This window comes from Alicyclobacillus herbarius DSM 13609 (assembly GCF_000430585.1).
Taxonomy (GTDB): Bacteria; Bacillota; Bacilli; order Alicyclobacillales; family Alicyclobacillaceae; genus Alicyclobacillus_G; species Alicyclobacillus_G herbarius.
The window spans coordinates 18,723-42,189 of the sequence record NZ_AUMH01000002.1 but is presented as its reverse complement, the minus strand read 5'-3'; the positions used below and the strand labels follow the sequence as shown (position 1 = coordinate 42,189).

Below are 23,467 nucleotides of genomic sequence, written 5' to 3'. Positions count from 1 at the left end.
CCCGCATCCGGCCATCGGGTTGCGGTGAGCCGGCGGGAGATGGGAGATGAGACCATGAGCCAGCCCACTCTGCACGCATTTCTCCAAGCCCTGCGCCAGCGGCCTCTCATCGGGGATGGCGCCATGGCGACCCTCCTGCACCAGGCGGGGGCGCCCATCCGCACCTGCTGTGAGGCGCTCTGCCTGACCCATGCGCATTGGGTGGAAAAGGTTCACCGCGCCTACCTGGAGGCGGGCGCAGACGTGATTCAAACGAATACGTTCAGCGGCCACCGGATTGGCCTGGCCCGGCACGGGCTGGCAGATGCGGTGAAGGAGGTCAACCAAGCGGCGGTGCGCGCCGCAAAGTCTGCCGTGGCTTCTGTCGGCGCGAATGGCGCCGGTGTGCACGGCGTCAGGCAAAACGCCGCTTCGGCCGACGAGTCAAAGAGCGATGCTTCGCATGGCGTTGCTTGGCACGGCGAGCGGCAGGTGTTTATCCTTGGCACCATCGGATCGACCGCGGATTTGGGACACAGCCATGGCCACGCCGCCGCGGCGCCCCTGGCAGCGTCCGATTTGGCCCTGGTCTACGAGGAGCAGGCCAGCGCCCTGCTAGCGGCGGGAGTCGACGGCATTTTGCTCGAAACCTTCCCAGACCTAGAGGAAATGCTGCTGGCTATCGAAGCGGTGCGCAAGCTGACATCGCTTCCCATCGTGGCCAACCTGTCCCCCGACGCCATCGGCGTCACCCGCGATGGCCACGCCCTGGCGGACGCGTTTATGGCCATGCAGGAGGCGGGCGCCGATGTGGTAGGGCTCAACTGCCGCCTTGGTCTGTCTGGGATTCTGCGCAGCTATGAGAGCCTGAGCCTGAATCCGACCAGTCTGTACGCGGCGGTGCCCAACGGCGGCATGCTGCAACTGGAAGACGGCGACTACTCGTTTACCGGGAGCACCGCGTACTTTGCCGACATCCTCAGCCAACTGGCGGCCTATGGCGTGCGCTTTCTGGGCGGTTGCTGCGGCACGACGCCAGAGCACATCCGCGCCTTGGCCGAGCACCTCAAGGATTGGCAGCCGACGACCGAGTCCCCAACCGGTACGGCCCGCGCGACCGAATCATGCCCACGAGTCTTGACCCGCTCCGCCCGAGGAACGACGGACGCCCCAGCAGCGCCTGCTCCCGCCTCAGCTGGGCATGAGGAACCCACAGCCCCCACTGAGTCCCTTGTGGAACGCGTTCAGCGCCAGGTGACGGTGATTGTCGAGCTCGATCCGCCCCGCACCCCCTCCTTAGGCCGCTATCTGGAAGGGGCGCGCGCCCTGCACCAGGCCGGCGCGGACGCCATCACCATCGCCGACAACTCGCTCGGAACCGTGCGTGTCAGCAACATGGCCGTCGCCAGCCTGCTCAAGGCGGAAGGCATCGAACCCCTGGTGCACGTGACCTGCCGCGACAGAAACCTCATCGGTCAGCAGTCGCACCTGATGGGCCTGCACGTGCTCGACATTCATCACATCCTCCTGGTCACGGGCGATCCGTCCCGCTTCGGCGACCTGCCGGGCGCCACGTCGGTCTACGACGTCTCGTCCACCGAGTTGACCAAGATGGTGCGGCGGCTCAACCAAGGCGTGGCGTTCTCCGGCCAGCCACTCAAGCACCCAGTCCATTTCGTGGTCGGCACGTCGTTTAACCCGCACGTGCGCAACTTCGACAAAGCCATCGAACGCCTGCAGCGAAAGCTGGACGCCGGCGCCGACTTCGTGATGACACAGCCGGTGTACGACGTACGCCTTATGGAGCGGATCGCCCGGGCGGTGGAGCCGTTTGCCGCCCCGGTGTTCATCGGTATCATGCCTTTGACCAGCGCACGCAACGCCCAGTTCCTGCACAACGAGGTACCGGGCATCGACATCCCGGATGCGGTGCTGACACGCATGACAGCCGCCCCCGCCGAGACTGCGGCCGAGGAAGGGCTGGCCATCGCGCGGACGCTCATCGTCGAGGCGTTGCACCACTTCCGTGGCATCTATCTAGTGACCCCGTTCCTGCGCTATGAATTGACCGTGCAACTGACCCAGTTTATCCGCAGCGCCACCGCCGCCAAGCAGTACGCGTAAGGCAGCGGCGGAGTGCGTTGCTAGACGGCATGGAGCTTTCTATACTGAGAAAAACGGGACACTCCACGGAGGTATACGCATGAATACGTTGTCCGACACGGCCCTGCAGCAGATTGTCACATATCCCAATCGAGCCGCCAGGCATTCGATATTCTAGAACAGCAGGGCATCCTGTCGGAAGAATTGGCTGTGCGCCTCAAGTCGATGGGTGGATTTCGGAATATCGCTGTCCACGATTACCAGCGTCTCAGTATGGAGGTCGTCCGAAGCATCATCTCTTATCACTTGGACGATTTTCGCGCCTTTTGCGAGATCATCCTGCAGCTTGGACCCTAAGGCTTGCCCTTGCAGCTCAAATCCATCCCGTGTATTCTCATTCTAACGAAAGGTAAGTACCTACCCTGAGGAATGAAGGTGAGACCATGACGAGCTTGCAAAAGATTACCCGCGCCACCAATCCAGAGGCCATGGGCCGAACGCCGCAGCGGGTGTTCCCCACGCGGCGGCTGTTGTATCCAGATCCGTTCATCCTCCTGGATCACTTCGCGATGACGAAGCCGGACGGGTTTCCCAATCACCCGCACCGCGGGTTTGAAATCATCTCCTATGTGCTGGGCGGAGCGATGGCCCACGAGGACAGCTACGGGCACGCCAGCGTTATCCCCACCGGCGGCGTACAGACCGTCACCGCCGGCCGCGGCTTGGTGCACTCGGAGATGCCCCACGGCGAAGAGACGGCCACCGGGCTGCAGCTGTGGATCAACCTGCCGCGGGCCGACAAGCAGCTGGACCCGTCGTATGCCGAATTCGCCCCGGATAACCTGCCCGTGACCCGAGATGAAGGCGTCACGGTAACGACGATTGTCGGCCCCGAATCCCCGGTGAAGATTCACCGTGACCTCCGCTATGTCGATGTTCAGTTGGAGGCTGGGGCTCGGTACCAGGGACAGCTGCCGGCTGGTTACCAGGGATTTATGTACATCTTGGCAGGACGAGGTCGGTTCTCCCTGGTGCCGGAGGGAGAAACGCCGGTCACTCTGCAGGCCGGCGACGCGGTGGAAGCTGAGAAGGGCGACCTGTTATTCATCCCAGCCCTGGCCGAGGAAAACCGGTTGTGGACGAGCGCCATCGACACGCGCCTGCGCTTTGTCTACGCCGTCGGCCCCCCGATTGGGGAGCAACCCATCTATAACGGCCCGTTCGTCGATTGAGCATCTAACGATTGAGGAACACACCGGCCAACTGGGGAGGTCAGGCCATCGACAAGCATGGGCTGAGAAACGCCTCCAGGGTTTCCCGCCAGTGCGGCAGAGGAGAGACCCCGGCATCCGCGAGACCAGCCTGGGACAAGACCGAGTAGCGGGGACGCCGGGCGGGCAGCTGTAAGTCGGCGGTGGCGACCGCCTCCACCTGCACGCGGTCGGCGAGACCTGCAGCCGTGAAGATGGCGCACGCAAACTCATGCCAAGAGCAGGCGCCGGCGCCGGCGATGTGGTGAATGGTTGGCGCCGTAGGGGTATCGGCCAATACCAACTGCCAGATGGCCCGCGCGAGTTCGGCGCAGCAAGTGGGGCTGCCGACCTGGTCACGCACGACCGCGAGCCGCGCACGGCCGTTCCGGCGCGCGGCGATTTGCGCCCTGGCAGCCGCCAGCATGGTGCGGACAAAGTCCCTCCGCTCGGGATGGCCGCCGTACAGCCAGGACGTACGGACGATGTCACAGTGCGGCGTCAATTCGCATATCCAGCGCTCCCCCAGCCACTTGCTGCGTCCGTACTCATTGATGGGGTGCGGCGTATCCGTCGGCAGGTAGGGGGCGCGTTTCTCGCCGTCAAACACATAGTCGGTGCTGACATAGACCAGGCGCGCACCGGTCTGGGCGCAGGCCAAAGCGAGAACGGCAGAGCCAAAGCTGTTGGTTTGAAACGCCTCCGCTTTCCCTTCCCGCTCGGCCAGATCCACCTTCGTGTAGGCGGCGGCGTGAATAACGACGTCCGGCCTGACCTCCGACAGACACGCGTACACCTGCCGGGCGTCACTCACGTTCAACTGCGTTCGCACAAACGCGCGGACCTCGACCGGATGGAGTCCCCCAGCCACGCCATTGACCGAAAGCCCCTGTTCCAACCGCGCGCCCAGGCGCAACAGGTCATACCCCAACAATCCGCCAGCACCCGTGATGACGACACGCACACAGCGCACCTCCCACAATACCCTCTGGTTTGTTCCAGTGTACGGGGTCCCCGGCCGCCCACTTACATGGGCGATTCCTCCAACCGCGCCCGCCACCAAGCTTCGTGATCGACATACCAGCGCACCGTGTCCGCCAGCCCCTGACGGAAATCATAGCTCGGGCGCCAGCCCAACTGCTGCCGCAGCTTGCTCGCATCGAGGGCATAGCGAAAATCGTGGCCTGGCCGGTCGGAGACAAACTCGATGCGCGATTCGTCCAGGCCGAGCAACGACAAAATGTGTTCAGCGATGGACAAGTTGGTCTGCTCGTTGTTCGCGCCGACGTTATACACCTCGCCCGGAACCCCGCGGTATAGGACCCGTTCCAGGGCCCGACAGTGATCCCGCACGTGAATCCAATCCCGCACGTTCAGCCCGTTTCCGTAAATGGGAAGGGTACGGCCCGTGAGCGCGTGGATGATGAGACGCGGAATCAACTTCTCCGGGTGTTGGTAGGGTCCGTAGTTGTTCGAACAACGAGTGATGCACACCGGCACCCCGTAGGTCTTGAAATAGGCCCGGGCCAACAGGTCCGCCGCCGCTTTGGAGGCGGAATATGGGCTGTTCGGCATAAGAGGGCTCTGCTCCGTGAACTGCCCGTCGTCACCCAGACTGCCATACACTTCATCGGTGGAAACCTGTACAAACTTCTCGACCCTAAGTTGGCGGGCGCACTCTAACAGCACCCGCGTACCTTCGACGTTGGTGCGGACAAACTGCCCACTGGCTGCAATTGACCTGTCGACATGCGACTCGGCCGCAAAGTGCACCACCGCGTCCACCCCGGCCATGGCGCGGTATACCACCCGATGGTCACAGATGTCCCCGTGGACAAACTGGTGCCTATCGTCCAACCCCTTAAGGTTTTCCAAGCTGCCGGCGTACGTCAGCGCGTCCAGGTTGACAATCTCCACGCGCGCGTCGGAGGCCAGCATATGGCGACAGAAGTGGCTGCCGATGAACCCGGCTCCGCCGGTCACCAGAATGCGTATCCTCATCGCCCCCTAACGGTTCTCGGTCGTCCAATCCGTCCATCGACTGTACACAGGATTCTCTTTATCTATAATTACTGGGTATTCCATGTTAAAAAACCATTCGTTGGCCAGGGCCAAAGCGGAAAACGTGCCCGCATCCAGCCAGAGATCGGGCCACACCCGATAGTCCAACAACCCGTCTTCCAGATAGGCACGGTTGACGTCAGTAATTTCGTATTCACCACGCCCGGAAGGTGTGAGTGAATCAATATAGTCGAAAACCCGTTCGTCGTACAGATACACGCCATGTTCGAAAACCTGGATTTCGTCCTCATTAATGATGAAATTCTGTGGAGCGCAGGCGGATCGTGGGATAATCCCCCCACCCGCGAAAGTATTCTGCAAGTGGAGGTAAATTGACGGGCAACCCCTTGGCCAGCGGATGGCGTCATTTTTGGAACACGCGCGTAGGCCGGCCTGGGGTGTGAAAGACCCCCGGCTCCTCTTGACGTTCGACCTGTGGCGGCCCTATTTCGAGGCATTGCCGCAAACCACGTACGTATTTATTCACCGCCCGTTTGCCGCGTCCGTGCGGTCCTTGCCGTTTCGGGACGGCTTTTGGACAATCCGCTCCCATACGTGGCCGCACTCAACGCCCGGCTGGGCCAGGAAAGCAACCACAATGTGGAACTGGTGATGAACTGGTTGATAAAAAGCCTGAAACGCTTTGAGAACGGCAAGCCGTAAAAAGACAAACACTGAGAAGACAGACGGTCCGAGGCGCCCACCCGTGCCGTGTGGTCGAGCGGAGTGATTGCCAGAGCATTCCGTTTGCAGCCGAGCTGCGGCGCGCGTTCTGCTCACCCGTTTCGCTTGAGGCGGCCCGTGCGCATCGCCCAGCGTTCGGCAATGACAAAAATCCCGAGCCCAACCGGAATGAGCAGCACGCCGATGACCGCCAACTTGAGCAGCGACAGCCACAAATCTCCAAGCCCCGCGTCGTTTAGGAGCGCCGCCCGCGCCATCTCCAACGAATAGGTGGCCGGCGACAGCCAGGACAGCCACTGCACCCAGTGCGGCAACACCGTGACCGGATAGTACACGCCGGAGATGAGCAAGATGACCCCCTGGATGATGTGCGTCGCCTGCGATCCGCGCTCGGTCGACAACAGCGGCAACACGGCGGCAATCAGCCCGAGCCCCATGAAGCTAAGACTCGATACCAACAGGACCACCACCGCCGCCCACAAGTTGGCGTGCTGCAGCGGCAGGTGGAAGAACAGCGCCACCGCGGCCAACACCACCAAAGTGCGCGCGATCCCGTACGTCACTCCGTACAGGCAGGTCCCGAGCAGGTGGGTCAGGCGGCGAATCGGCGCCATGAACGTGTACTCAATGGTCCCCTCCCAGCGTTCATAGCTGATGGAGTTGGCCACCTCGTCAAACAGGATGGACAGGTACCCCCAAAGCAGCGCCCCGATGACCAGGTACAAAATCGTGGTGCTGCGCTGGCTGGCCGGCACCTGGTAGCCAATCAGTCCGATGGTGAGCGCATTGATGATGTTGTAGAACAAAAACACGATTTCCCAAGACAGATACCGCTTGACCAAGCGAAAGTTGCGCTCGACAAAGGCGTACAGGGTGCCCGTCTCGCGCGCAATCGACCCCTCAAGCCAAATCCTCATCCATCATCGCCTCCTCAAAGTCTCGACCGACAAACGCAAAGAACACGTCCTCAAACGTCTTCGTGTCCGATCCCGCCTGACGTTTGAGCGCCTGCGGCGTGTCGAGGGCCACCAACCGACCGCCGTCCAGAATCGCCACGCGGTCGCACAACCGCTCCGCCTCCGCCATGTCGTGCGTGGTCAGGATGATGGTCGTCTCGCGGGTCGCCTTAATCTCTTCCACAAAGTCCTGCACGTCGCGGCGCGACTTCGGATCGAGCCCGGTCGTAGGCTCATCCAGCAGCAACAACTCCGGCGTCGTCATGAAGGCGCGCGCAATCGCCACCTTCTGCTGTTGACCGCGGGACATGCTCTCGAGCGTCGCATTTACCTTCGCCGCGGAAAAGCCCAGGCGGCCAAGGATGTAGTGCACCCGCTCTTTCGTCTCCTGGCTTGATAACCCGTACAGTCGGCCTGTGAACATCAGGTTTTCTAGCGCCGACAGCTTCTTGAAGAACGATGCCTCCACCGACACCCGGTTGATGCGCCGGCGGATTTCCCGGGCGTGCCGGGTCACATCCAGGCCAAAGACCTCAATCGTGCCTTCATCCGGCAAGAGCAGCGTGGAAATGAGTCGTATCAACGTCGACTTGCCTGATCCGTTTGCGCCCAAGACCCCGAGCACCTCGCCTGGGTAGGCGTCCAGCGAAATGCCTGCGACGGCCGTGACCTCCCGTTTGCGACGCCGCCACAGCCCGCGCCGCACCACACCCGCGTCGCCCGGCTGCGCGTCCTCGTAGAAGCGCTTGACCACGTTCTCACAGTGAATGACCGGATTCTTGGTGTCGACCGGATTGGCCGTATGGACCGGGTTAGCTGTATGACCCGGATTGGTCATGTTCGCCGTGTTTCGCAACTTTATCCCTCCGTTTCCCACAACTCGCTGCCTTTCTACACGGCCTTTCCAACTCAAAAAGCCACGGGCAGTCCCGTGGCTGTGGCTACGTAAGGTTAATGTTCCTGTTCCGCCACGGGAACCGGGCCCGCGGCGCAGAGAGACGCTAGTCGGCGTCTCGCCGAGGATGGAAAGACAGTCGCAGGCCGAAGTATGGAGTTGTCCGCGTGATGACGCCAACAGACGCACGAATCCCCCGGGTCCTACCGCCGATGAGCTGCACCCCGACGGTTTGCTGCCGTACCCCGAGTGGGGCTCCGTAGCGAATTTGCGACATCACACGTCCTCCTCTCCGACCGCGTCCATGCTTGTTGGTGCTAACAATCAAATGCACGCATGCCATTCGGCACATCGCGAATTGAATTGCCAGTATCATCATACTACCAGCAAATGTAGTGGTCGTCAAGAGACAAGATGATACGGAGCACCCGTTTTGTCCGCGGTTTCAGCATCCAAATACTCACACCAAAACAAGGGGATGTCCCTCAGCGCACTTGGCACTTTTGAGACAGCCCCTTTTACGATGTTCGTATTAAAATTGAGCGACGGGCGTTCCTAGTTTGTTCAGTGTTTCCCGAATGAACGCCGGTTCGTCGGCCGGCATACGCGACGAAACGTAGTTGCCGTCGACGACCACTTCTTGATCGACATAGTTCGCACCCGCGTTGATAAGGTCATCTTTCAGAGGAGGGAAACACGTCAACGTCTTGCCTTTGGCGAGACCTGCGCTAATCAGAATTTGAGGCCCATGGCAGATGGCCGAAATCAGTTTGCCCTGACTATCCATGTCCTTGACGAATTGCTGTACTTGTTTGTTAATACGCAGGTTTTCTGGTGACGATCCGCCTGGAATGACGACCGCGTCAAACTGATCCGCCTTCACTTCGTCAATGGAAGCATCGGTCATATACGTTGCCTGTTTGTTCTTGCCTGTCAGCTGTTCACCTTTTTTCAGCCCGACAATGACCGCTTCGTGGCCCGCTCCTTTGATGGCTTCGTACGGTTTTTGCATCTCAGAATCCTCGAATTCGTTGGCCAGTAGGAAAGCAACTTTCTTCATATCTGCTTAACTCCTTTTAACATGATGATTGGGTGCCCGTACTTTACGATGCCCTTTTTTGGATCTTCCAACCAACGACATCTGAAGTATGCATCACGAGAACAAACCGGCGTGTGCCGACGAGAAACACAGATTGATCGGGGCGAGCACCGTGTTTTTGGCGACAACTGTATCATCCGCTGAGACCGCCAACCAACAAATCAGCAACCCGCTCCGTGGCGTCAATGTAGATTTTGAACACATGAATCCGGGAGACCGTCAACCCTACAATGAATTCATCCATGACCTCGGAAGCGCTGTGCGTAGAGAAGGATTCATGATGTCAATCGCGCTTGGCCCTAAAACGAGTGACATGCCCGAGGCCGCCTGGATGGGAGCATTCGATTACAGGACGCTGGGCGCAGAAGTCGATTTTCTGATGCTCATGACCTATGAGTGGGGTTGGGTCGGCGGACCTCCGATGCCAGTCGCCCCAATCAATCAAGTGAGAGCCGTTCTTGAATACGCCACGTCTGTTATCCCAAGCAACAAAATCCTTATGGGCATTCCCTTATACGGGTACGACTGGCGGCTCCCTCATCAACCGGGGCGGCTAGCTTCCGGACTCTCCGCAAATGCCGCTCAAAATCTCGCCTTGGAGCGACAGGTGCCCATCCAATGGGATCATGATGCCGCCTCTCCGTATTTCCACTATACAGTGGAGAATGAACGCCACATCGTTTGGTTTGAGGATGCGATGAGTGTGGCCGCTAAGTTTAACCTCGTCTTCGAGTTTGACCTTCGAGGCGTCAGCTATTGGGTTCTCCCCAATTCATTTCCACAAAATTGGAATCTGTTGAATGATGTCTTCGAGATCCAGAAACCCGCACTCGCCCGGTGAGGATGGAAGCAGTGCATTCATTTGAAGCATCGCAAACTGAGTCTAGCCGGCCGAGCATACAACATCTCGGCCGGCTGCGTTATGTAAGGTGAAGCCTATCAAAACTCGCCTATCACAGCTCGTCCCAATTGAGGTTGGCCGCCTTGGTGTAGCTGGTGACCTTCTGCTCGAAGAAGTCCGTCTTGGTCGAGTTGATGGCGGCGTACTGATCGACCCAGCGCATGGGATGATCCGTAACCTCTGGGTACAACGGTTCCAGTCCGAGGGATTTGAGCCGCTGGTTAGCCAGGTACTTGATGTAGCGGTCAATCAAATAGTCGCTGAGGCCGGCAATTTCCCCCGCCGTCACGTACTGTCCCCAGGCGATTTCATGTTCCACGGCCTGCGCCATCATGGCCCGCAGCTCCTCAATCAACGCGTCCGTCACCAAATCCGGGTTTTCCCGCCGAATCTCCTCGAAAATGTGCCGGAACAAGGCCAGGTGCGTCAGTTCATCCCGCTGAATGTACTTGATCTCGGACACCGTGCCGAGCATCTTGCCCTGACGACCGAGGGCGAAGAAGAAGCTAAACCCGGAGTAGAAGTAGACGCCCTCAAGGATAAAGTTGGCCATCACCGTCTTGACCAGGTTGCGATCGGTCGGGTCGGCGATGAATTCCTCATAACGGTCAGTGATGAACTGGTTGCGGCGCAAGAGGTGTTCGTCGTTTCGCCACTCGTTGTAGATTTGATCCCGCACCTGAGCGGACACCACCGAGTCGAGGATGTACCCGTACGACTGGGAGTGTACCGCCTCCTGGAAGGCGTGGACGGTCAGGCACAGGTTGACCTCGGGCGCGGTGATGTATTCGTTGATGTTGGGCAAATTGTGCGTCTGGATGCTGTCCAGGAAGATGAGAAAGGACAGGATTTTGTTGAACGCCCGCTGCTCTCCAGGGCTGAGCTGCGCATACTGGCGGGCGTCATCAGCCAGGGCAATCTCCTCGGGAATCCAGAAGTTGCTCATCATCGCCCGGTACATCCGGTATGCCCACTCGTACTTGACGTTGTTCAGCTCAATCAGGTTGGTGGTGTTGCCGCCGATGATGCGTCGCTTGCCCCAGTCCCGCTCACCCGCTTCGTTGAACAGTTTCGTCCGTTCCAATTGCATGGTTTGTCTGGTCCCTCCACTCCGTCTCTTTGTATCAAAAATTCACGAGCTGACGCGCCGGCGCGCCGCGCGGACGATGGCCGCACCGCTCACGCCGAACGGTCGCCGAACTTAGACCTATGGGTAGCGGAGCCACGCCCAGCACCGGGTACTTACGCCGAGCATGCGGCGCAATCTTCCACTTCCAGCGACTTGTTGCGGACGTAGTAGATGGTCTTGAGGCCCAACCTCCACGCCTTAAGGTACAGGTCGAGAAAGTCGCGGACGTGGATGTCGGGCGTGATGTACAGGTTGAACGACTGTGATTGGTCGATGTGGCGCTGGCGCACCGCCGCCGCCCGAATGCTCCAAGTTTGGTCGATGGTGTGTGCCTCCTTGTAGTACCAGAACGTCCGCTCGTTCAGGTTGGGCGCGGTCTGAGGGACGACACCGTTCTTCTTCTCTTCGAGGAAGAAGCGGGCGAAGACCGGATCTATCCCGGCGGTGCTCCCGGCAATCAGGCTGGTGCTGCTAGTCGGCGCGACGGCAAACAGGTACCCGTTGCGCAGGCCGAAGCGAGCCACGTCCTGACGCAGGCCGTCCCAGTCCGGGCCGCCCGGGCGCGAGTGGTAGCCGCGCAAGTCAAAGTAGGCCCCCGTCTGCCAGTCTGACCCCGCAAACAGCGGGTACGCCCCCTTCTCCTGAGCCAGGCGCATAGACGTGCGGATCGCAAAGAAGTTGATCCACTCGAACAGCTCGTCCACCGCCTTCAGGTGTTCCTCCGACTCCCACTGGATTCCCCGCTCGGCCAGGTACTGATGGTAGCCACTGATGCCGAGTCCCACGGCGCGGTAGCGCTGGTTGGTGATTTTCGCCTGCGGCACCGGGTATTCGTTCTGGTCAATGACGTTATCGAGCATCCGCACCTGGCGTTCCACCACCCGCTCGATGTCGGCCAAATCCTCGCAGCGCCCGAGGTTGAGCGAAGACAGGTTGCAGACGACAAAGTCGCCGGCATGGTAGCGGATGACGATGTCGCCGTCTTCGGTCGTCTCCTCGACCACCTGCATGGGGCTCATGTTCTGGACAATCTCGGTGCACAGGTTGCTGCAATAGACCATGCCGGCATGCTTGTTGGGGTTCATCCGGTTGGCGGTGTCGCGGAAAAACACAAACGGTGTGCCGGTCTCAAAGGCGGACTGGAGGATGCGGCGCATCACGTCGATGGCCGGGACCTCTACTCGGTCCAGTTGCGAATTGTCAATGCACGCCTGGTAGCGGCGTTCAAACTCCTCGCCCCAGCTGTCTTCGAGGCGGAAACCCATCACCTGTTCCACCTCGTGCGGACAGAACAGGTACCAAGCCTCGCGCCGCTCCACCCGGCGCATGAATTCGTCCGGGACGCAGACCGCAGGGAAGATGTCGTGCGCCTTCATCCGCTCGTCACCGTTGTTGGTGCGCAGCTGTAAAAAGTCGAGGATGTCCTTGTGCCACACGTCCAGGTAAATGGCCGCCGCTCCCTGGCGCATGCCCAGCTGATTGCAGCTGACGGCGGTGTTGTTGTAGTTCTTAATCCACGGAATGACGCCCCCGCTGGCCCCTTTGTAGCCGCGGATGGCGGCGCCGCGGGAGCGGATTTTTCCGACGTAGATGCCCATCCCGCCGCCGTGTTTGGAAACGCGAGCAAACGCCTTGTCCGTCTCGTAGATGCTGATTAAATCGTCCTCTGGCATGTCGATGAAGCACGAGCTGAGCTGGTGGTGCCGCTTGCGCGCGTTGCTCAGGGTCGGGGTAGCGACTGTCATTTTCAGGCTGGAGAGGACGTCGTAGAACTCCTTGGCCCGCCGCACCCTGTCTACTTCGCCCAAGGCCAGGTGCATGGCGACGCCCATAAACAATTCCTGCGGCAGCTCGAGCAGCTCCCCATCCAGGCCGCGAATCACGTACCTATCCAGCAGCTGTTTCAAGCCGACATACGTAAACAAAAAGTCCCGCTCCGGCTTGATGTACGCCTCCAGCTCGGCAATCTCGGCTTCTGCGTACGTCTCGCGGATGTACGCGCCGTAACGGCCCAAGTGCTCGAGGTGTCGAATCAGCCCGGCAAAGTTTTCGTAGGCCTCACCGGGGATGCCAGCACGTTCGCGGTTTTCGCGCACCTGGCGCCGACTCCGGTAGAGGAGCAGGCGGGCGGCCACGTACTGCCAGTCCGGCTCCTCGACCGACGTCTGCTCGACCGCGGTTTGTGTGGCGACCGCCAACCAGGCATCGAGAGACCCCTGAATAGGCGCCTGGGCGCGCAAAAGCGGCCATAACGCCTGCGGTTGGCAAGCAGGACACGCATCGCAGGCAGCGTGAACAAGCGTGACCAGCTCGGCCGGAATCCCCTCGATTGCTTCGATGGCAGCGTCAGTATGGACGGGACGCGGCAGGGTCGTATTTTGCGGCATCGAACATCCTCTCCCTCAACGTGATGTGTGGCTTGATTTCGGTGTTTTCTCGAAGTATTCGATCCCGCCGGCTGACTCCACCTGGCGTCTCGTCCGAACACGCTGCCTTTGCTGCGCCTGCCTTTGCAGAGCATGCCGGCCCGCTCCCAGCCACGCGAAAAACCCCCGTCTCCCACGCGGGAGAGGGGGATAGTGACACAGTCATACGGGGGCGTTCGGCTTTGCAGGCACAGATGACCCCCTCGCGTCGAGGCGTGTTTCGTCCGTGCGCGTTATCTGTACGGCAGCTCGGAGGGTGCCAACCGTTACCAGAATCCAACCGAGCGGCCTCTTTCGGCCAAAGGTGCAAGCAACAGGTCAGACGACCTGCCGCCAGACGACCAAACTCGAGCCGGTTCGATCCGTTCAAGCCTGTTGACCCCCGGCTCGCAAGCTGCACGGCCTATCGTCACGTTTCCGCCCTCTCCCATCCGCGTGAGAGATTTCGCTGGGCACGAGCCCTGGCAGGTCTTCGGACTTGGGTTTCATGGACCAGGACCTGCCTTCCCCGACTCCTGTCGAGTGGCCGGAGCGGCTGTGCGCTCCGCATCGGCCATCGCCTCCACCCTCACCGCGGCGGGACCGTTCCGGATTTGCACCGGATTCCCTTTTCAGCCCAAGTGGGCACCAGAGACTCAGTATGCTATATAATTTTGCAGTCCGAGTATACCACTAGATATAGTGCCGCGCAAGCTGTCGTTGAGAATATAGACACTACATGCACAGACATAGGAACGGGCGGAGCAGCCATGAGCGTTCGACCCACTCAACAGCTGCTAAACCGTACCTCGCGGGCACTCCTTACGCGTTAACGTCCACAACGGTCCGTCCACGTACCTCTCCCTTAAGAATGGCTTCGCTGAGTGGAAAAAGCCCCTCGAGAGGAACAATGCGGGTAATCTGTTGATAAACTTCTTCAGCAATTTCTGTCGCTACCTTCCATGCTTGATCTTAAATACTCGTGCTTATCAAGAATAAGGGCTTATACCCATTCACTCGTCATGCATACACTCCTTTGAAGTGGAAACGTCCTGTCTTTAAACTTTAATTAACCATGTAAAAGTTTTTTCGCGGGAGGTATCCCATTTTGATGGCATCGAAGGTAAGCTGTTCTCGAAATTTGGGATGGGCGATGTTGATCAGCGCTTCTGTACGTTCTTGAACGGTTTTGCCCTTGAGTTCGGCTTTGCCATACTCGGTTACAATGATGTCAACATCATTTTTGGATGTGGTAACCGCTGCCCCGGGACATAGCGTCGGAACAATTTTCGTAATTGTGTCGTTCTTTGCCGTTGAGTAAAGGCAAATGATCCCACGACCGTTTTGGGCTAATCTCACTCCCTTGGCAAAGTCGCTTTGTCCGCCGGTGGATGAATAATATTTTCCGTTGACCATTTCCGAGTTGCACTGACCAAGGAAGTCGACCTCAATGGCAGAATTCACGGATACGAGGTTATTAATTTGAGCGATCCGACGGAGGTCGTTGCTTACATTGCACGGTAACATCAGAATGTCTTCATTTTCATTCATAAAATCGTATAATCGTTGTGTACCAAAGGCGAAAGTAGCCGTCGTTTTACCTTTGTAAAACGGTTTGTTTTGGTTACTAATCGCACCGGACTCATATAAATCAATGATTTTATCCGGTAACATTTCCGTATCAATCCCCAAGTCGCGGTGATCCTTCAGAAATTCCATCGCCGCGTTCGGCATTGCCCCAAACCCGATTTGCAGCGTATCTCCGTTTTGGATAATATCCGCTATCGTTTGCCCTATTTTAAAGTCCTTTTCACTTAATACCGGATTCGGAGCAGTGGGAAGCTTTACATGGTTTTCAATCAACCCCGTAACCCGGCTAATATGGATGTTGTTCTGCTCACCGAATGTGCGGGGCATGTTTACATTGACTTCCAATATGATCTTTTTTGCTTCCTGTAGCAAAAAGCCAACGTAGGATACACTTGTTCCAAGCGAGAAGTATCCGTTTTCATCCATGGGAGAAACGGCTGCCATAATCACAGGGTGATTGGATCTTTGTTTTAAGAGATACGGTATGTCGGAAAAATGATTGGGAAGCAAATCGATTTGTCCTTGCTGAAAGCGCAGACGATCCTGGCCAGATAAAAAGATAGACACCTGCTGCAAGCGGTCTACTTCAACATCTAGTACCGGATAGCCTGGAAGCATCCGATAAAGCCAGTTGCTCGACAGTTGTGGATGACTCCTCAACGCATTTAGCAACGCGGGTGTTTCCCCGGGGTTAATTGGAGTCACAATATGGTCGCCAGGTTCAATGAATCGTACCGCTTCCTCTGCTGTGAAACGTTTGGACTGATATTCTGTATAAAAATTCATTCGTTACCCCCCTCTGTCTCGCTTTATGCACGATTGCCGACCTCAATTCGCGCAACTGGCCAACCTGCCAATTTGCTCAATTTGCCCCCTCATCAATTTGCTCTCTCAGGTGTTGCCAAGTCGCACCTCGCGCGCGCTCTCCTGGTCCAAGACAAATGTTACGTCGCGGTGCAGCTGCAGGATGCTGGCCGGAACATCGGTGCGCACCTCACCGTGAATCGCCTGGGCGACAATCTGCGCCTTTTCCGGCCCAAAGGCGAGCAGCACAATCTGCCGTGCCTGCAGGATGGCCTGCACCCCCATCGTGATGGCCTGGCGCGGTACTTCTGCCTCATTCTGGAAGAAGCGAGCGTTACTGCGGATGGTTTGCTCGCTCAGCTGCACCACGTGTGTGCGCGAGACGAGCAAATCGTCCGGCTCATTAAAGCCGATGTGGCCGTTGATGCCGATGCCAAGAATTTGTAGGTCTATCGGGTGCCGACGAAGCAGGTCGTCGTACGCCTCACATTCCGCCTCCAGGTCCTCAGCGTTGCCGTTAGGAATGTGAATCTGGCTCAGCGGTACCTGGATATGCGAAAACAGGTGCGTCTGCATGAAGTGGTGGTAGCTCTGCGGATGGCTCGCGGGGAGCCCTATGTATTCGTCCAGATTGATGGTGACCACGTGCGAAAAATCGAGTCCACAGCGGTGCAGGCGAATCAGTTCTTGATACAGCGGGATGACCGTACTCCCAGTGGCTAAACCGAGCACCGGCTGCGGGATTTCAAGGACGATCCGCTCAATCAATGAAGCCGCATACAATCCGGCCTGTTCTGGAGTGTCAAAGACACGAATCTTCATTTATTTCTCCCACTCCCTCCATTGTTACCCGTGTGACGCGCCTTCCTTTATCTGGACCCGCGTCGGTTCCATCACGTGCGTCCCACGGGCGGTGACGTGATACATCACGTTCCAAGCTCCGCCTGTGGACGGCGTCCACTCTGCAGAATAGACACCGTTTCCAGTATGCTTGGCGGTCAGAAAGTGGTGTTTGTTCGCGGGTGCCCCTTGCTGCCAGACCTCGAACTCGACCATGTCTGCATCGTTGATTGGCTTTCCGTCCTGAGTCACCGTGACTGAAAGGGTTACCTTCTGTCCCGCCTGCAGGCCGTGTTTCCCCTGCAGATGGAGTGCGACCTCGGGCAAGGATTGCATCTGCTCCATGTGTTGTTTCGCCTGGGATTGGCTCACGGTCTGGACCTGCCCACAACCGGTCAGGAGGGTCATAGTCACCATCATCCATCCAATCCACCCAACCGTCCGTCTCCCTGCCTGCATGCGTGGTTATATCCCCCACTTTTCGCGTTGAATCAGGCTGTCCACGTCCCTGACCACCTCGTCCACGTTCAAATTGGCGGTATTGTACGTCTTACGGATGTTTCCGTCTTCATCAACGAGAACCGTTTTGATGGTGTGAGACACGTAGACACTGCCAGGAATAAGCTTACGCTGTATCCCCCACTCTTTTAAAATACGCTTCGTGTGCTCGGGGTTAGTCCGCAAGAAGTACCAGCCATGGTAGTCGGGATTGAAGTGGCTGGACCAGACGCGAACGTCATGGAGGGTATCGCTTTCTGGATCTAAATCGAGGGAGACAATGTCTACTTTACTCGCGAACACGCCTTGCGCCTGCAACTGCTGTTGAATCTGCTGCAACCGGTGGGCGGTGAGTGGACAGACGTCGGGGCAGTGGGTATAAAACCAAGTGACCAAGCGAATCTTGCCATTGAGGGAAGAGAGACGAATCGTCTGCCCATTCACGTCGACGGCCGTAAAATCGGACGCCTGCCCTGCAATCGGCAGCGTACCAGCAGCGGCCCGGACCATGTAGACCAGGCCGCCGACGATAGCGACAACCAAGACCGCCACCATACCCACAAATCCGAAGTTCCACCAGCGCCTCCGCCTCTGTCTCATCCACACCGCCCCCTTGGAACGTACATCCTCGTCCAATCCGTCAGGGCCTCAGGAGCGACGACGCAGGCTTAAAGCCGACACGAAGAGGCTGATGACACCGAGCACCAGTGCCACAATCGAAACCGGTGCCAGCCAGCCGGGAGTCGAGGTGTTAGCTGCCGCTGCCGCCTGTTGCGCAGAGTGAGTCTTTGCCGCAGAATCGGTGGTTTCGTTGGCCTGCTCGCCGTGAGCGCCCGTGGCCGTCGTCGCAGTCCCAGTCGCCTGCTGAGTGATGGTCGTTATCGAATGCGGCGTATCGCTGCCGGGCTTGCCGGTCCACTCCACAATCGTCCCATCTTTATAGTACTGATAGGCATTCCAGGCAATCTGGCCGGCGTGATTCGGGTTTTTCGCCACAAACGGAAACTCGAGAAACTGCCCCGGCAGGATACCGCTCCCCGTCGCCGTCCAGATGGCCGTGGTCGCCTCACCACTCGCGTTTTTCTGCTCGCTGAACTTCCACCCTGGGACCGGTTCGTACTGCTCCAGCTCAACGCCGGACGGAATCTTCAGCACCACTTTGACGGTAGGATTCTCCCGCTCCGTCGGCACACGCATCGTGTACTTTTCCCACGCGCCGGGTGTGGAACTCTGGGGCCACACCGTGACGTGCGCGCTGGCCACGCCAATCCACAATGCCATGACGGCCGCGCCGGAAACGATGGATGCAGCCGTCTTTCCAATTCGCCTCTGCGCCCTGCGCCCCTGACTCTGTCTCCAGTATGCCATATTTCTGACCATTCGGTCACCCCTCCTTGCGATTCGCAGTCGAAGCCGCCCTGACCGTATAAGTGCCTCCGATTGAGGCCTCATCGCCAATGGCGACCGTGTAGGCCGGTTATAGCCCGGACACCGTTCAGGCCGGGAGATAGTCCCCCTTTCCGAACACCCTCTTTTTAGCCTCCCACCAGAGTACCCACGACCATGCGCAAATCCCCATTTTCGTCCGCAAACGCGCTGGTCAAGACGTGCACCCGCACTCGCCAGTGACCAGCCATTGACAACCAATTGCCGATGGCGGTGTATACGCCTGGGGCCGTCTGCCTGAGGCGTACGGTCTCCGACGGCATGGACATATCAAGCATCGTAAATGTTACGGTCACTTGTTGAACATCGGTTTCCGGCTCTCCCGCCTTGTACAGCCGCACCACCACCTGATTGCGGCCGATGACATTGGGTTGAATCTCGATTTGCGCCTCTGCTCCCTTGGTCAGCGCCAGGGTTTGGTTGACCGGTCCCGGGGCCGCCATGGCGGTAGGCAGGTTGGTCAACACCGCGGTGAGGCCGAGCACACACACGCCGACGATTGCCTCCAGCCAGAGACTCCTCTTTGGCCGCTGGCGCGCCTGAGCGTCCGTCCGTCCGCCTCTGCGTACCAGCCAAAAATGAAGCACGCCCAGCCCCATCATGAGCGCAACCAGTACCAGCTTCAGCAAGAGCGTGCGGCCATAGCGGGTGTGTCCTAAGGCGTACCAGGTCGGGATGTGCAGCAGCGAAGCATAGACTCCCGTACCCACGACCACGACCAAACTGGCGCCGGCCCAGGGTCCGAATCGGCGCAGAGCGGTCAACCACACGTCCTTGTCCGGGAAAAACGCGAGCATCGCAAGGCTGACGACACCGCCAAGCCAGATGGAGGCGGCTAACATGTGCGCCACGTCGCCCATCACCGGCCAGGCCGGCTCCGTCTCGGCTCCTGCGTGCCCGATGAGCGATTGGCACAACAGGATGGCTATACCCGCCGTAGACGCGAACGTCTCCAACAGCCCGACATACACCCGGGTCAAGACATAGGTATCTTCGCTGACTGCGCCGCCAGTGTCCTCCCCCATGTTGTTCGCATCCTCATCTAGCCGCTGACGATCCGTCCGCAGACGCGTGAGTTGCGCCAAACGCTCACTCGCCGGGAGCACGAATGCGGACAACGCCAGGAGAAGCAACCCCACACCGAACTGCCAGGGCCAGACCTGGCCAAACCGAGTCTCCTTTAGCATCGTCCCCCAGAGGCTGAGCGAGAAGGCCTGCCCCCAGCCGATGTCGGCGTCAATGCGGGTTTGCAATGGAAGACTAAGGAGAATACCGAGCACTAAGCTGATACTCGCCAGTAACCGCAGCTGCCGCACACGCCGTTTGGCCATGTAGGCACCCGGTATGCCAGCCAGCACACCGACGACCAAAAACGTTGACCCCAGGGCCACGACCACGCCCAGGTAGGTCAAGGTGCGTATCACGACCATATCCACGCCTGGCAGGTAACCTTGTGTAACCGACGAGGGCGCTTGTGCCCCTCTGGCAGACTCCGGCGCCTGGGCCCCTTCGTCCGCAGAGCCACGGCCGCTGGCTTGTCCACCCGCCTCAGTCACCTGAAACGTGAGCACGCCGTTAACCGGGTGTCCGTCCGCGGATACCACCCGCCACTCGACACTGTAAAACCCAGACGGCAGGTTCGGTGTCAGTGTGCATACCAATTCGTGGAGGTTGTGTGGATTGATGTGGGCGTTGTGGGCGTCCACCCGCTGTCCGCTGGCATTGACCACCTTAACGGCATCAAACACCGCCTGCACCGACTCGTCAAACCATATCTCAACTTGATGCGGCGATTTTGTCAGCACAGCCCCTTGGGTGGGGTTGGACCGAACAATATAGGCGTGGGCAAAAGCAGGGACGGCCTGCACCCAAACCAGAAAACCGAGAACGAGAGCAAGGCCCCATGTTACGCTTCTTGAATGCGCACCGCGTCCACGCATGTTTCCGCCTCCATCTAGGACCACGCCACCGAGCGCTCGGGCCACCCTAAGTGTGAGCGCTCACGCCACCGTAACTGAGCGCGTCCACCTCCAACATAGCACGCCCGGATCCGTCTATCAGGCCCGTCCCGACGCACAAATATGACAAACTCCAGACAATCTGTCATCCATCTGCAACATTCTTCCGCCTGTTGGTCAATCTACGCGCCCCTTGGCCACTATAATGAGGGACGGACTACTCCACGAATCTCTATTGGAGGCGTTACGAATGAGGCGAACCCGTTGGCGATGGTCGGCAATCGCAGTGACGCTGGCAAGCGTTTTCCTCACCGTCGGCTGCCAACCGGTCTACAAATCACAAACCGTCAGTCCGACCACCTTCACCAATCGGCTGAATGACGAAAAGGCTACGCCCATTAAGAAATTCGACGCCACCCGAAAAGGGGCTTCCCTATACGCAAAAGTGACGGTCTACGATGCGAACGGACGTAAAGTAACACTGGATGCTAAGAAGCAGCCGCTGTTGTTCGAAGCGTACTGGTGCCCGCACTGTCAGCGGACGATTGTCCTGCTCCACAAGCACGCCAACCAGTTAGCCGAGATGCCCGTGCTGGTCAGCGTCGGGTACGCCAAAGGCACAACCTTGACGCAGGCAAAACGCATCAGCGACGAGGAAGTGCGGGCGTTTGGCCTCAAAAACATGAAGGTGTACTACCTGCTGGATGGAGACCATGGGCAGTATTCATTTCCAACGTTGGCGTTCAACCACAACGGCCAGGTCGAACTGCTGAAAGGGGAACACACGCTGGCGGTCTGGAAACAAGCCCTGGGCACACGTGGCTGAGGAAAATGCCCGGAACGCAGACGGACGCCGGACTGATCTTCCTCGCCTTGGTACGCAATCCGGAGACCCGTCGTCCCCATTCTGCGCTGGCTCGCCCAGCCCGACGCCCTGAATGAATTTACCTGCTAACCCGCTCCTCCACCACAAACGGCACCCACGCCTGGCGTTTTGCGCTCTGCCAGGCGGCTTCGGTCAAACGGGCCACCTGGTAGCCGCACTCGGCCGGCGCCGCCGCACTGGCGACGCGCCCCTGGATGAGGTCGATAAAGTCGGCGTCCGGGTTACTGCCCTGGGGCAGGTCTTCCGTCTCCACGCGCCAAAGCGGCTGGTTGTGCCCGATGGAGACAAACAGTTCCCCGTTGCGGTAGAGAGCGCTGCCTTTGTTGCCGTGAATCGAGACGTCTTCCCACCACCCGATGTTCGCGCTTCCAACTATGCTGAAGGTAGCCATCGCACCCCCGACAAACTGGACGGTCAGGGCACTGTCGATATCCACCTCCGTGCCGCGGTTGTCTACCTGGGCCAAGACCGCCTGCGGCGTCAGCCCGGTCAGCCACAACACCACGTCCAACAGGTGCGATCCGGAGTCGTTCAGCTGCCCCCCGCAGGAGAGCGCCTTGTTCTGGCGCCAAGTACCGCGCGTCGACTCCAACCAAGACTGCGCCTGGTAGGCGGAGATAAAGCGGATCTCGCCCAGCTCCCCTTGCGCAATCAACCGCTTCAGGTACAAGTACGGGCCTTCCGTGTGCCGCTGGTAGCTGACCGCCATGTGCCGCCCCCGCTCCTTCGCCGCTTCAATCAAGCGGCGAGCGTTTTCGCTGCCGGCGACAAACGGCTTTTCCATCAATACGTGCAGGCCGCGGTCCAAACACGCCATTCCCTGCTCAAAGTGTTGGCTGTGTGGCGTGACGATGACCGCGGCATCCGCTTCCACCGTCGCCAAGGCCGACTCCAGCGAAGTAAATCCGGGTACATCCGCCAACTGGGGAGCCAACGACCGAGCAGCCCGGATAGCAGGTTCGGACGGATCGACCAAGGCGACAATCTCCGCCTCCGGCACCGCCAGCAGACGCTGGATGTGCGCCCGCCCCATCCCGCCTACACCAATCATCACAAATCGAACACTCGCCATCTTAACCATCCTTTCTTTCTCCTTGCGAGTTACGCGAAACAGGTCGCCAAGTGGGTGAACGCCTTCTGTATCCCTTGCAGCTCCTGCCCCAGGCTGCCCCAATAACGGGCATCCTCCAGTTCAATCGACACGCAGCCCCGATAGCCAATACGTTGCAGCCGATACGCAATGCGGTGCCAGTCAACCTCCCCACTACCAGGAATGGTGTAGCGCCAGGAGCCTTCAGAGAACGGGGGCATCGGGTCGAGTTTGGCCGACAGAAATCCGTACAGGTACCGCTGTTCGGGCAGGAGCTCGGTGTCCTTCCCGTGAACATGGACGATCCGGTCCGCAAACTCCTCGAGCACCCGCAGGTAATCGATGCCCAGTCGCACCAGGTGGGACGGATCGAAACACAGACCGATGGCAGTCGAAGGAACCCGGGCAAACATCGCACGCCAGACCTCGGGCGTGTAGCCGAGGGTCGGGTAGTAAGGCCCCGGTCCGGGCCAACCCTCCAGCGCCACGCGCACCCCGGTCTGTTCACAGACATCGGCGATGGTGGGAAATCCGGCGGCGAAGTACTCCAGCGACTCGGAGATGGGCTGGGCCAGGTTCTCCGGCACCAGGCACATAAACACCGCCTTCCCGCCCAAGGCGGCGACGGCTTGAATCTGCTGACAGACGGACTCGACCGCCTGGCGGCGGACATCGGGATTGGGATTCAAGAGCTGCGGTACGTTCTGCACATCAGACGTGCCGAGGACGAGGCCGTATTGGCGTGCGGCCTGTGCGGCGTCCGGTGTGAGCTGCGGCACATCGATGGCCGTCAGGCCGATTTCGTGCAGCAGTCGGGCGGCTTCCGCGATGCCTTGCTGCATCACCTGGGATGGGATACGGGCTCCGATTGGGGTTGTCATCGTCTCAAATGC

The 23,467-nt window shown here is 59.1% G+C and carries 23 protein-coding genes and 1 riboswitch; of the genes, 5 read left to right on the top strand and 18 right to left on the bottom strand.

All coding sequences use genetic code 11. The annotated features are described in order from the left end of the window. Positions 1-54 precede the first annotated feature (54 nt). The 3 genes from H522_RS0101660 (at position 55) to H522_RS0101650 (ending at position 3,314) form a co-directional block, all read left to right on the top strand. The gene (locus H522_RS0101660) at positions 55-2,103 is read left to right on the top strand and encodes a bifunctional homocysteine S-methyltransferase/methylenetetrahydrofolate reductase (RefSeq protein WP_026960971.1); all 2,049 of its coding nucleotides are present in this window, start codon (positions 55-57) and stop codon (positions 2,101-2,103) included. Positions 2,104-2,223: 120 nt separating this feature from the next. Next, positions 2,224-2,439 carry a type VII toxin-antitoxin system HepT family RNase toxin gene (gene hepT, locus H522_RS0101655; protein ID WP_026960970.1) on the top strand — a complete coding sequence of 72 codons (216 nt, stop codon included), beginning with the start codon at positions 2,224-2,226 and terminating at the stop codon, positions 2,437-2,439. Between the two features lie 86 nt (positions 2,440-2,525). Next, the gene (locus H522_RS0101650) at positions 2,526-3,314 is read left to right on the top strand and encodes a pirin family protein (protein ID WP_245577972.1); all 789 of its coding nucleotides are present in this window, start codon (positions 2,526-2,528) and stop codon (positions 3,312-3,314) included. Between the two features lie 40 nt (positions 3,315-3,354). On the opposite strand, the gene rfbD is transcribed toward H522_RS0101650, so the two are convergent. The 8 genes from rfbD to H522_RS0101610 all read right to left on the bottom strand — a co-directional run bounded on the left by rfbD (position 3,355) and on the right by H522_RS0101610 (position 8,988). Then, positions 3,355-4,296 carry a dTDP-4-dehydrorhamnose reductase gene (gene rfbD / locus H522_RS0101645; protein ID WP_026960968.1) on the bottom strand — a complete coding sequence of 314 codons (942 nt, stop codon included), beginning with the start codon at positions 4,294-4,296 and terminating at the stop codon, positions 3,355-3,357. Positions 4,297-4,358: 62 nt separating this feature from the next. Then, positions 4,359-5,333, bottom strand: a complete 975-nt coding sequence (rfbB, locus tag H522_RS0101640) for a dTDP-glucose 4,6-dehydratase (protein WP_245577971.1) — start codon at positions 5,331-5,333, stop codon at positions 4,359-4,361. Positions 5,334-5,339: 6 nt separating this feature from the next. Further along, positions 5,340-5,714, bottom strand: a complete 375-nt coding sequence (locus H522_RS0101635) for a sugar phosphate nucleotidyltransferase (RefSeq protein ID WP_026960966.1) — start codon at positions 5,712-5,714, stop codon at positions 5,340-5,342. A 162-nt stretch (positions 5,715-5,876) separates the two neighbouring features. Continuing rightward, positions 5,877-6,173: a hypothetical protein gene (locus H522_RS21375; protein ID WP_155836118.1), complete on the bottom strand. Its 297-nt coding sequence runs from the start codon at positions 6,171-6,173 to the stop codon at positions 5,877-5,879. Next, positions 6,170-6,994 carry an ABC transporter permease gene (locus tag H522_RS0101625; RefSeq protein ID WP_035452162.1) on the bottom strand — a complete coding sequence of 275 codons (825 nt, stop codon included), beginning with the start codon at positions 6,992-6,994 and terminating at the stop codon, positions 6,170-6,172. Before H522_RS0101625 ends, H522_RS21375 begins: the two co-directional genes overlap by 4 nt. Next, positions 6,978-7,889, bottom strand: coding sequence for an ABC transporter ATP-binding protein (locus H522_RS16945; RefSeq protein ID WP_211230630.1), 912 nt, complete (start codon positions 7,887-7,889; stop codon positions 6,978-6,980). Before H522_RS16945 ends, H522_RS0101625 begins: the two co-directional genes overlap by 17 nt. A gap of 145 nt (positions 7,890-8,034) precedes the next feature. After that, a complete protein-coding gene (locus H522_RS21370; RefSeq protein WP_155836116.1) occupies positions 8,035-8,205 on the bottom strand; it encodes a hypothetical protein in 171 nt (56 codons plus the stop codon). Positions 8,206-8,460: 255 nt separating this feature from the next. Next, positions 8,461-8,988, bottom strand: a complete 528-nt coding sequence (locus tag H522_RS0101610) for a type 1 glutamine amidotransferase domain-containing protein (RefSeq protein ID WP_026960963.1) — start codon at positions 8,986-8,988, stop codon at positions 8,461-8,463. Between the two features lie 88 nt (positions 8,989-9,076). On the opposite strand from H522_RS0101610, the gene H522_RS16940 reads away from it, so the two are divergent. Then, positions 9,077-9,868: a glycosyl hydrolase family 18 protein gene (locus H522_RS16940; RefSeq protein WP_081411769.1), complete on the top strand. Its 792-nt coding sequence runs from the start codon at positions 9,077-9,079 to the stop codon at positions 9,866-9,868. A 112-nt stretch (positions 9,869-9,980) separates the two neighbouring features. Here the strand turns inward: H522_RS16940 and H522_RS0101600 are convergent, their stop codons facing one another. The 8 genes from H522_RS0101600 to H522_RS0101565 all read right to left on the bottom strand — a co-directional run bounded on the left by H522_RS0101600 (position 9,981) and on the right by H522_RS0101565 (position 20,580). Continuing rightward, a complete protein-coding gene (locus H522_RS0101600; protein WP_035452159.1) occupies positions 9,981-11,018 on the bottom strand; it encodes a ribonucleotide-diphosphate reductase subunit beta in 1,038 nt (345 codons plus the stop codon). Between the two features lie 152 nt (positions 11,019-11,170). Further along, positions 11,171-13,444, bottom strand: coding sequence for a ribonucleoside-diphosphate reductase subunit alpha (locus H522_RS0101595; RefSeq protein WP_081411768.1), 2,274 nt, complete (start codon positions 13,442-13,444; stop codon positions 11,171-11,173). Positions 13,445-13,929: 485 nt separating this feature from the next. After that, positions 13,930-14,130: riboswitch (cobalamin riboswitch) on the bottom strand. A gap of 397 nt (positions 14,131-14,527) precedes the next feature. Then, complete coding sequence (locus H522_RS0101590; RefSeq protein WP_026960960.1) at positions 14,528-15,838, bottom strand: acetyl-CoA hydrolase/transferase family protein; 1,311 nt, start codon at positions 15,836-15,838, stop codon at positions 14,528-14,530. A gap of 105 nt (positions 15,839-15,943) precedes the next feature. Further along, positions 15,944-16,678, bottom strand: a complete 735-nt coding sequence (gene nagB, locus H522_RS0101585) for a glucosamine-6-phosphate deaminase (RefSeq protein WP_026960959.1) — start codon at positions 16,676-16,678, stop codon at positions 15,944-15,946. Between the two features lie 24 nt (positions 16,679-16,702). Further along, positions 16,703-17,116, bottom strand: coding sequence for a FixH family protein (locus tag H522_RS20245; RefSeq protein ID WP_162143465.1), 414 nt, complete (start codon positions 17,114-17,116; stop codon positions 16,703-16,705). A gap of 45 nt (positions 17,117-17,161) precedes the next feature. Next, entirely contained in the window at positions 17,162-17,794 is a 633-nt protein-coding gene (locus tag H522_RS0101575) for an SCO family protein (protein ID WP_026960958.1), read from the bottom strand. A 48-nt stretch (positions 17,795-17,842) separates the two neighbouring features. Continuing rightward, positions 17,843-18,574 carry a YcnI family copper-binding membrane protein gene (locus tag H522_RS0101570; RefSeq protein WP_051343647.1) on the bottom strand — a complete coding sequence of 244 codons (732 nt, stop codon included), beginning with the start codon at positions 18,572-18,574 and terminating at the stop codon, positions 17,843-17,845. Between the two features lie 155 nt (positions 18,575-18,729). Continuing rightward, positions 18,730-20,580 (bottom strand): copper resistance protein CopC, encoded by a 1,851-nt coding sequence (locus tag H522_RS0101565; RefSeq protein WP_026960956.1) that lies wholly within the window; start codon positions 20,578-20,580, stop codon positions 18,730-18,732. A 268-nt stretch (positions 20,581-20,848) separates the two neighbouring features. Here H522_RS0101565 and H522_RS16930 point away from each other — a divergent pair, with 268 nt between their 5' ends. Further along, complete coding sequence (locus tag H522_RS16930) at positions 20,849-21,424, top strand: TlpA family protein disulfide reductase (RefSeq protein ID WP_051343645.1); 576 nt, start codon at positions 20,849-20,851, stop codon at positions 21,422-21,424. Positions 21,425-21,542: 118 nt separating this feature from the next. On the opposite strand, the gene H522_RS0101555 is transcribed toward H522_RS16930, so the two are convergent. Together H522_RS0101555 and H522_RS0101550 are read right to left on the bottom strand one after the other, a co-directional pair. Then, the gene (locus tag H522_RS0101555) at positions 21,543-22,565 is read right to left on the bottom strand and encodes a Gfo/Idh/MocA family protein (RefSeq protein WP_245577969.1); all 1,023 of its coding nucleotides are present in this window, start codon (positions 22,563-22,565) and stop codon (positions 21,543-21,545) included. 20 nt (positions 22,566-22,585) lie between these two features. Next, complete coding sequence (locus H522_RS0101550) at positions 22,586-23,455, bottom strand: sugar phosphate isomerase/epimerase family protein (RefSeq protein ID WP_026960954.1); 870 nt, start codon at positions 23,453-23,455, stop codon at positions 22,586-22,588. Positions 23,456-23,467 lie beyond the last annotated feature (12 nt).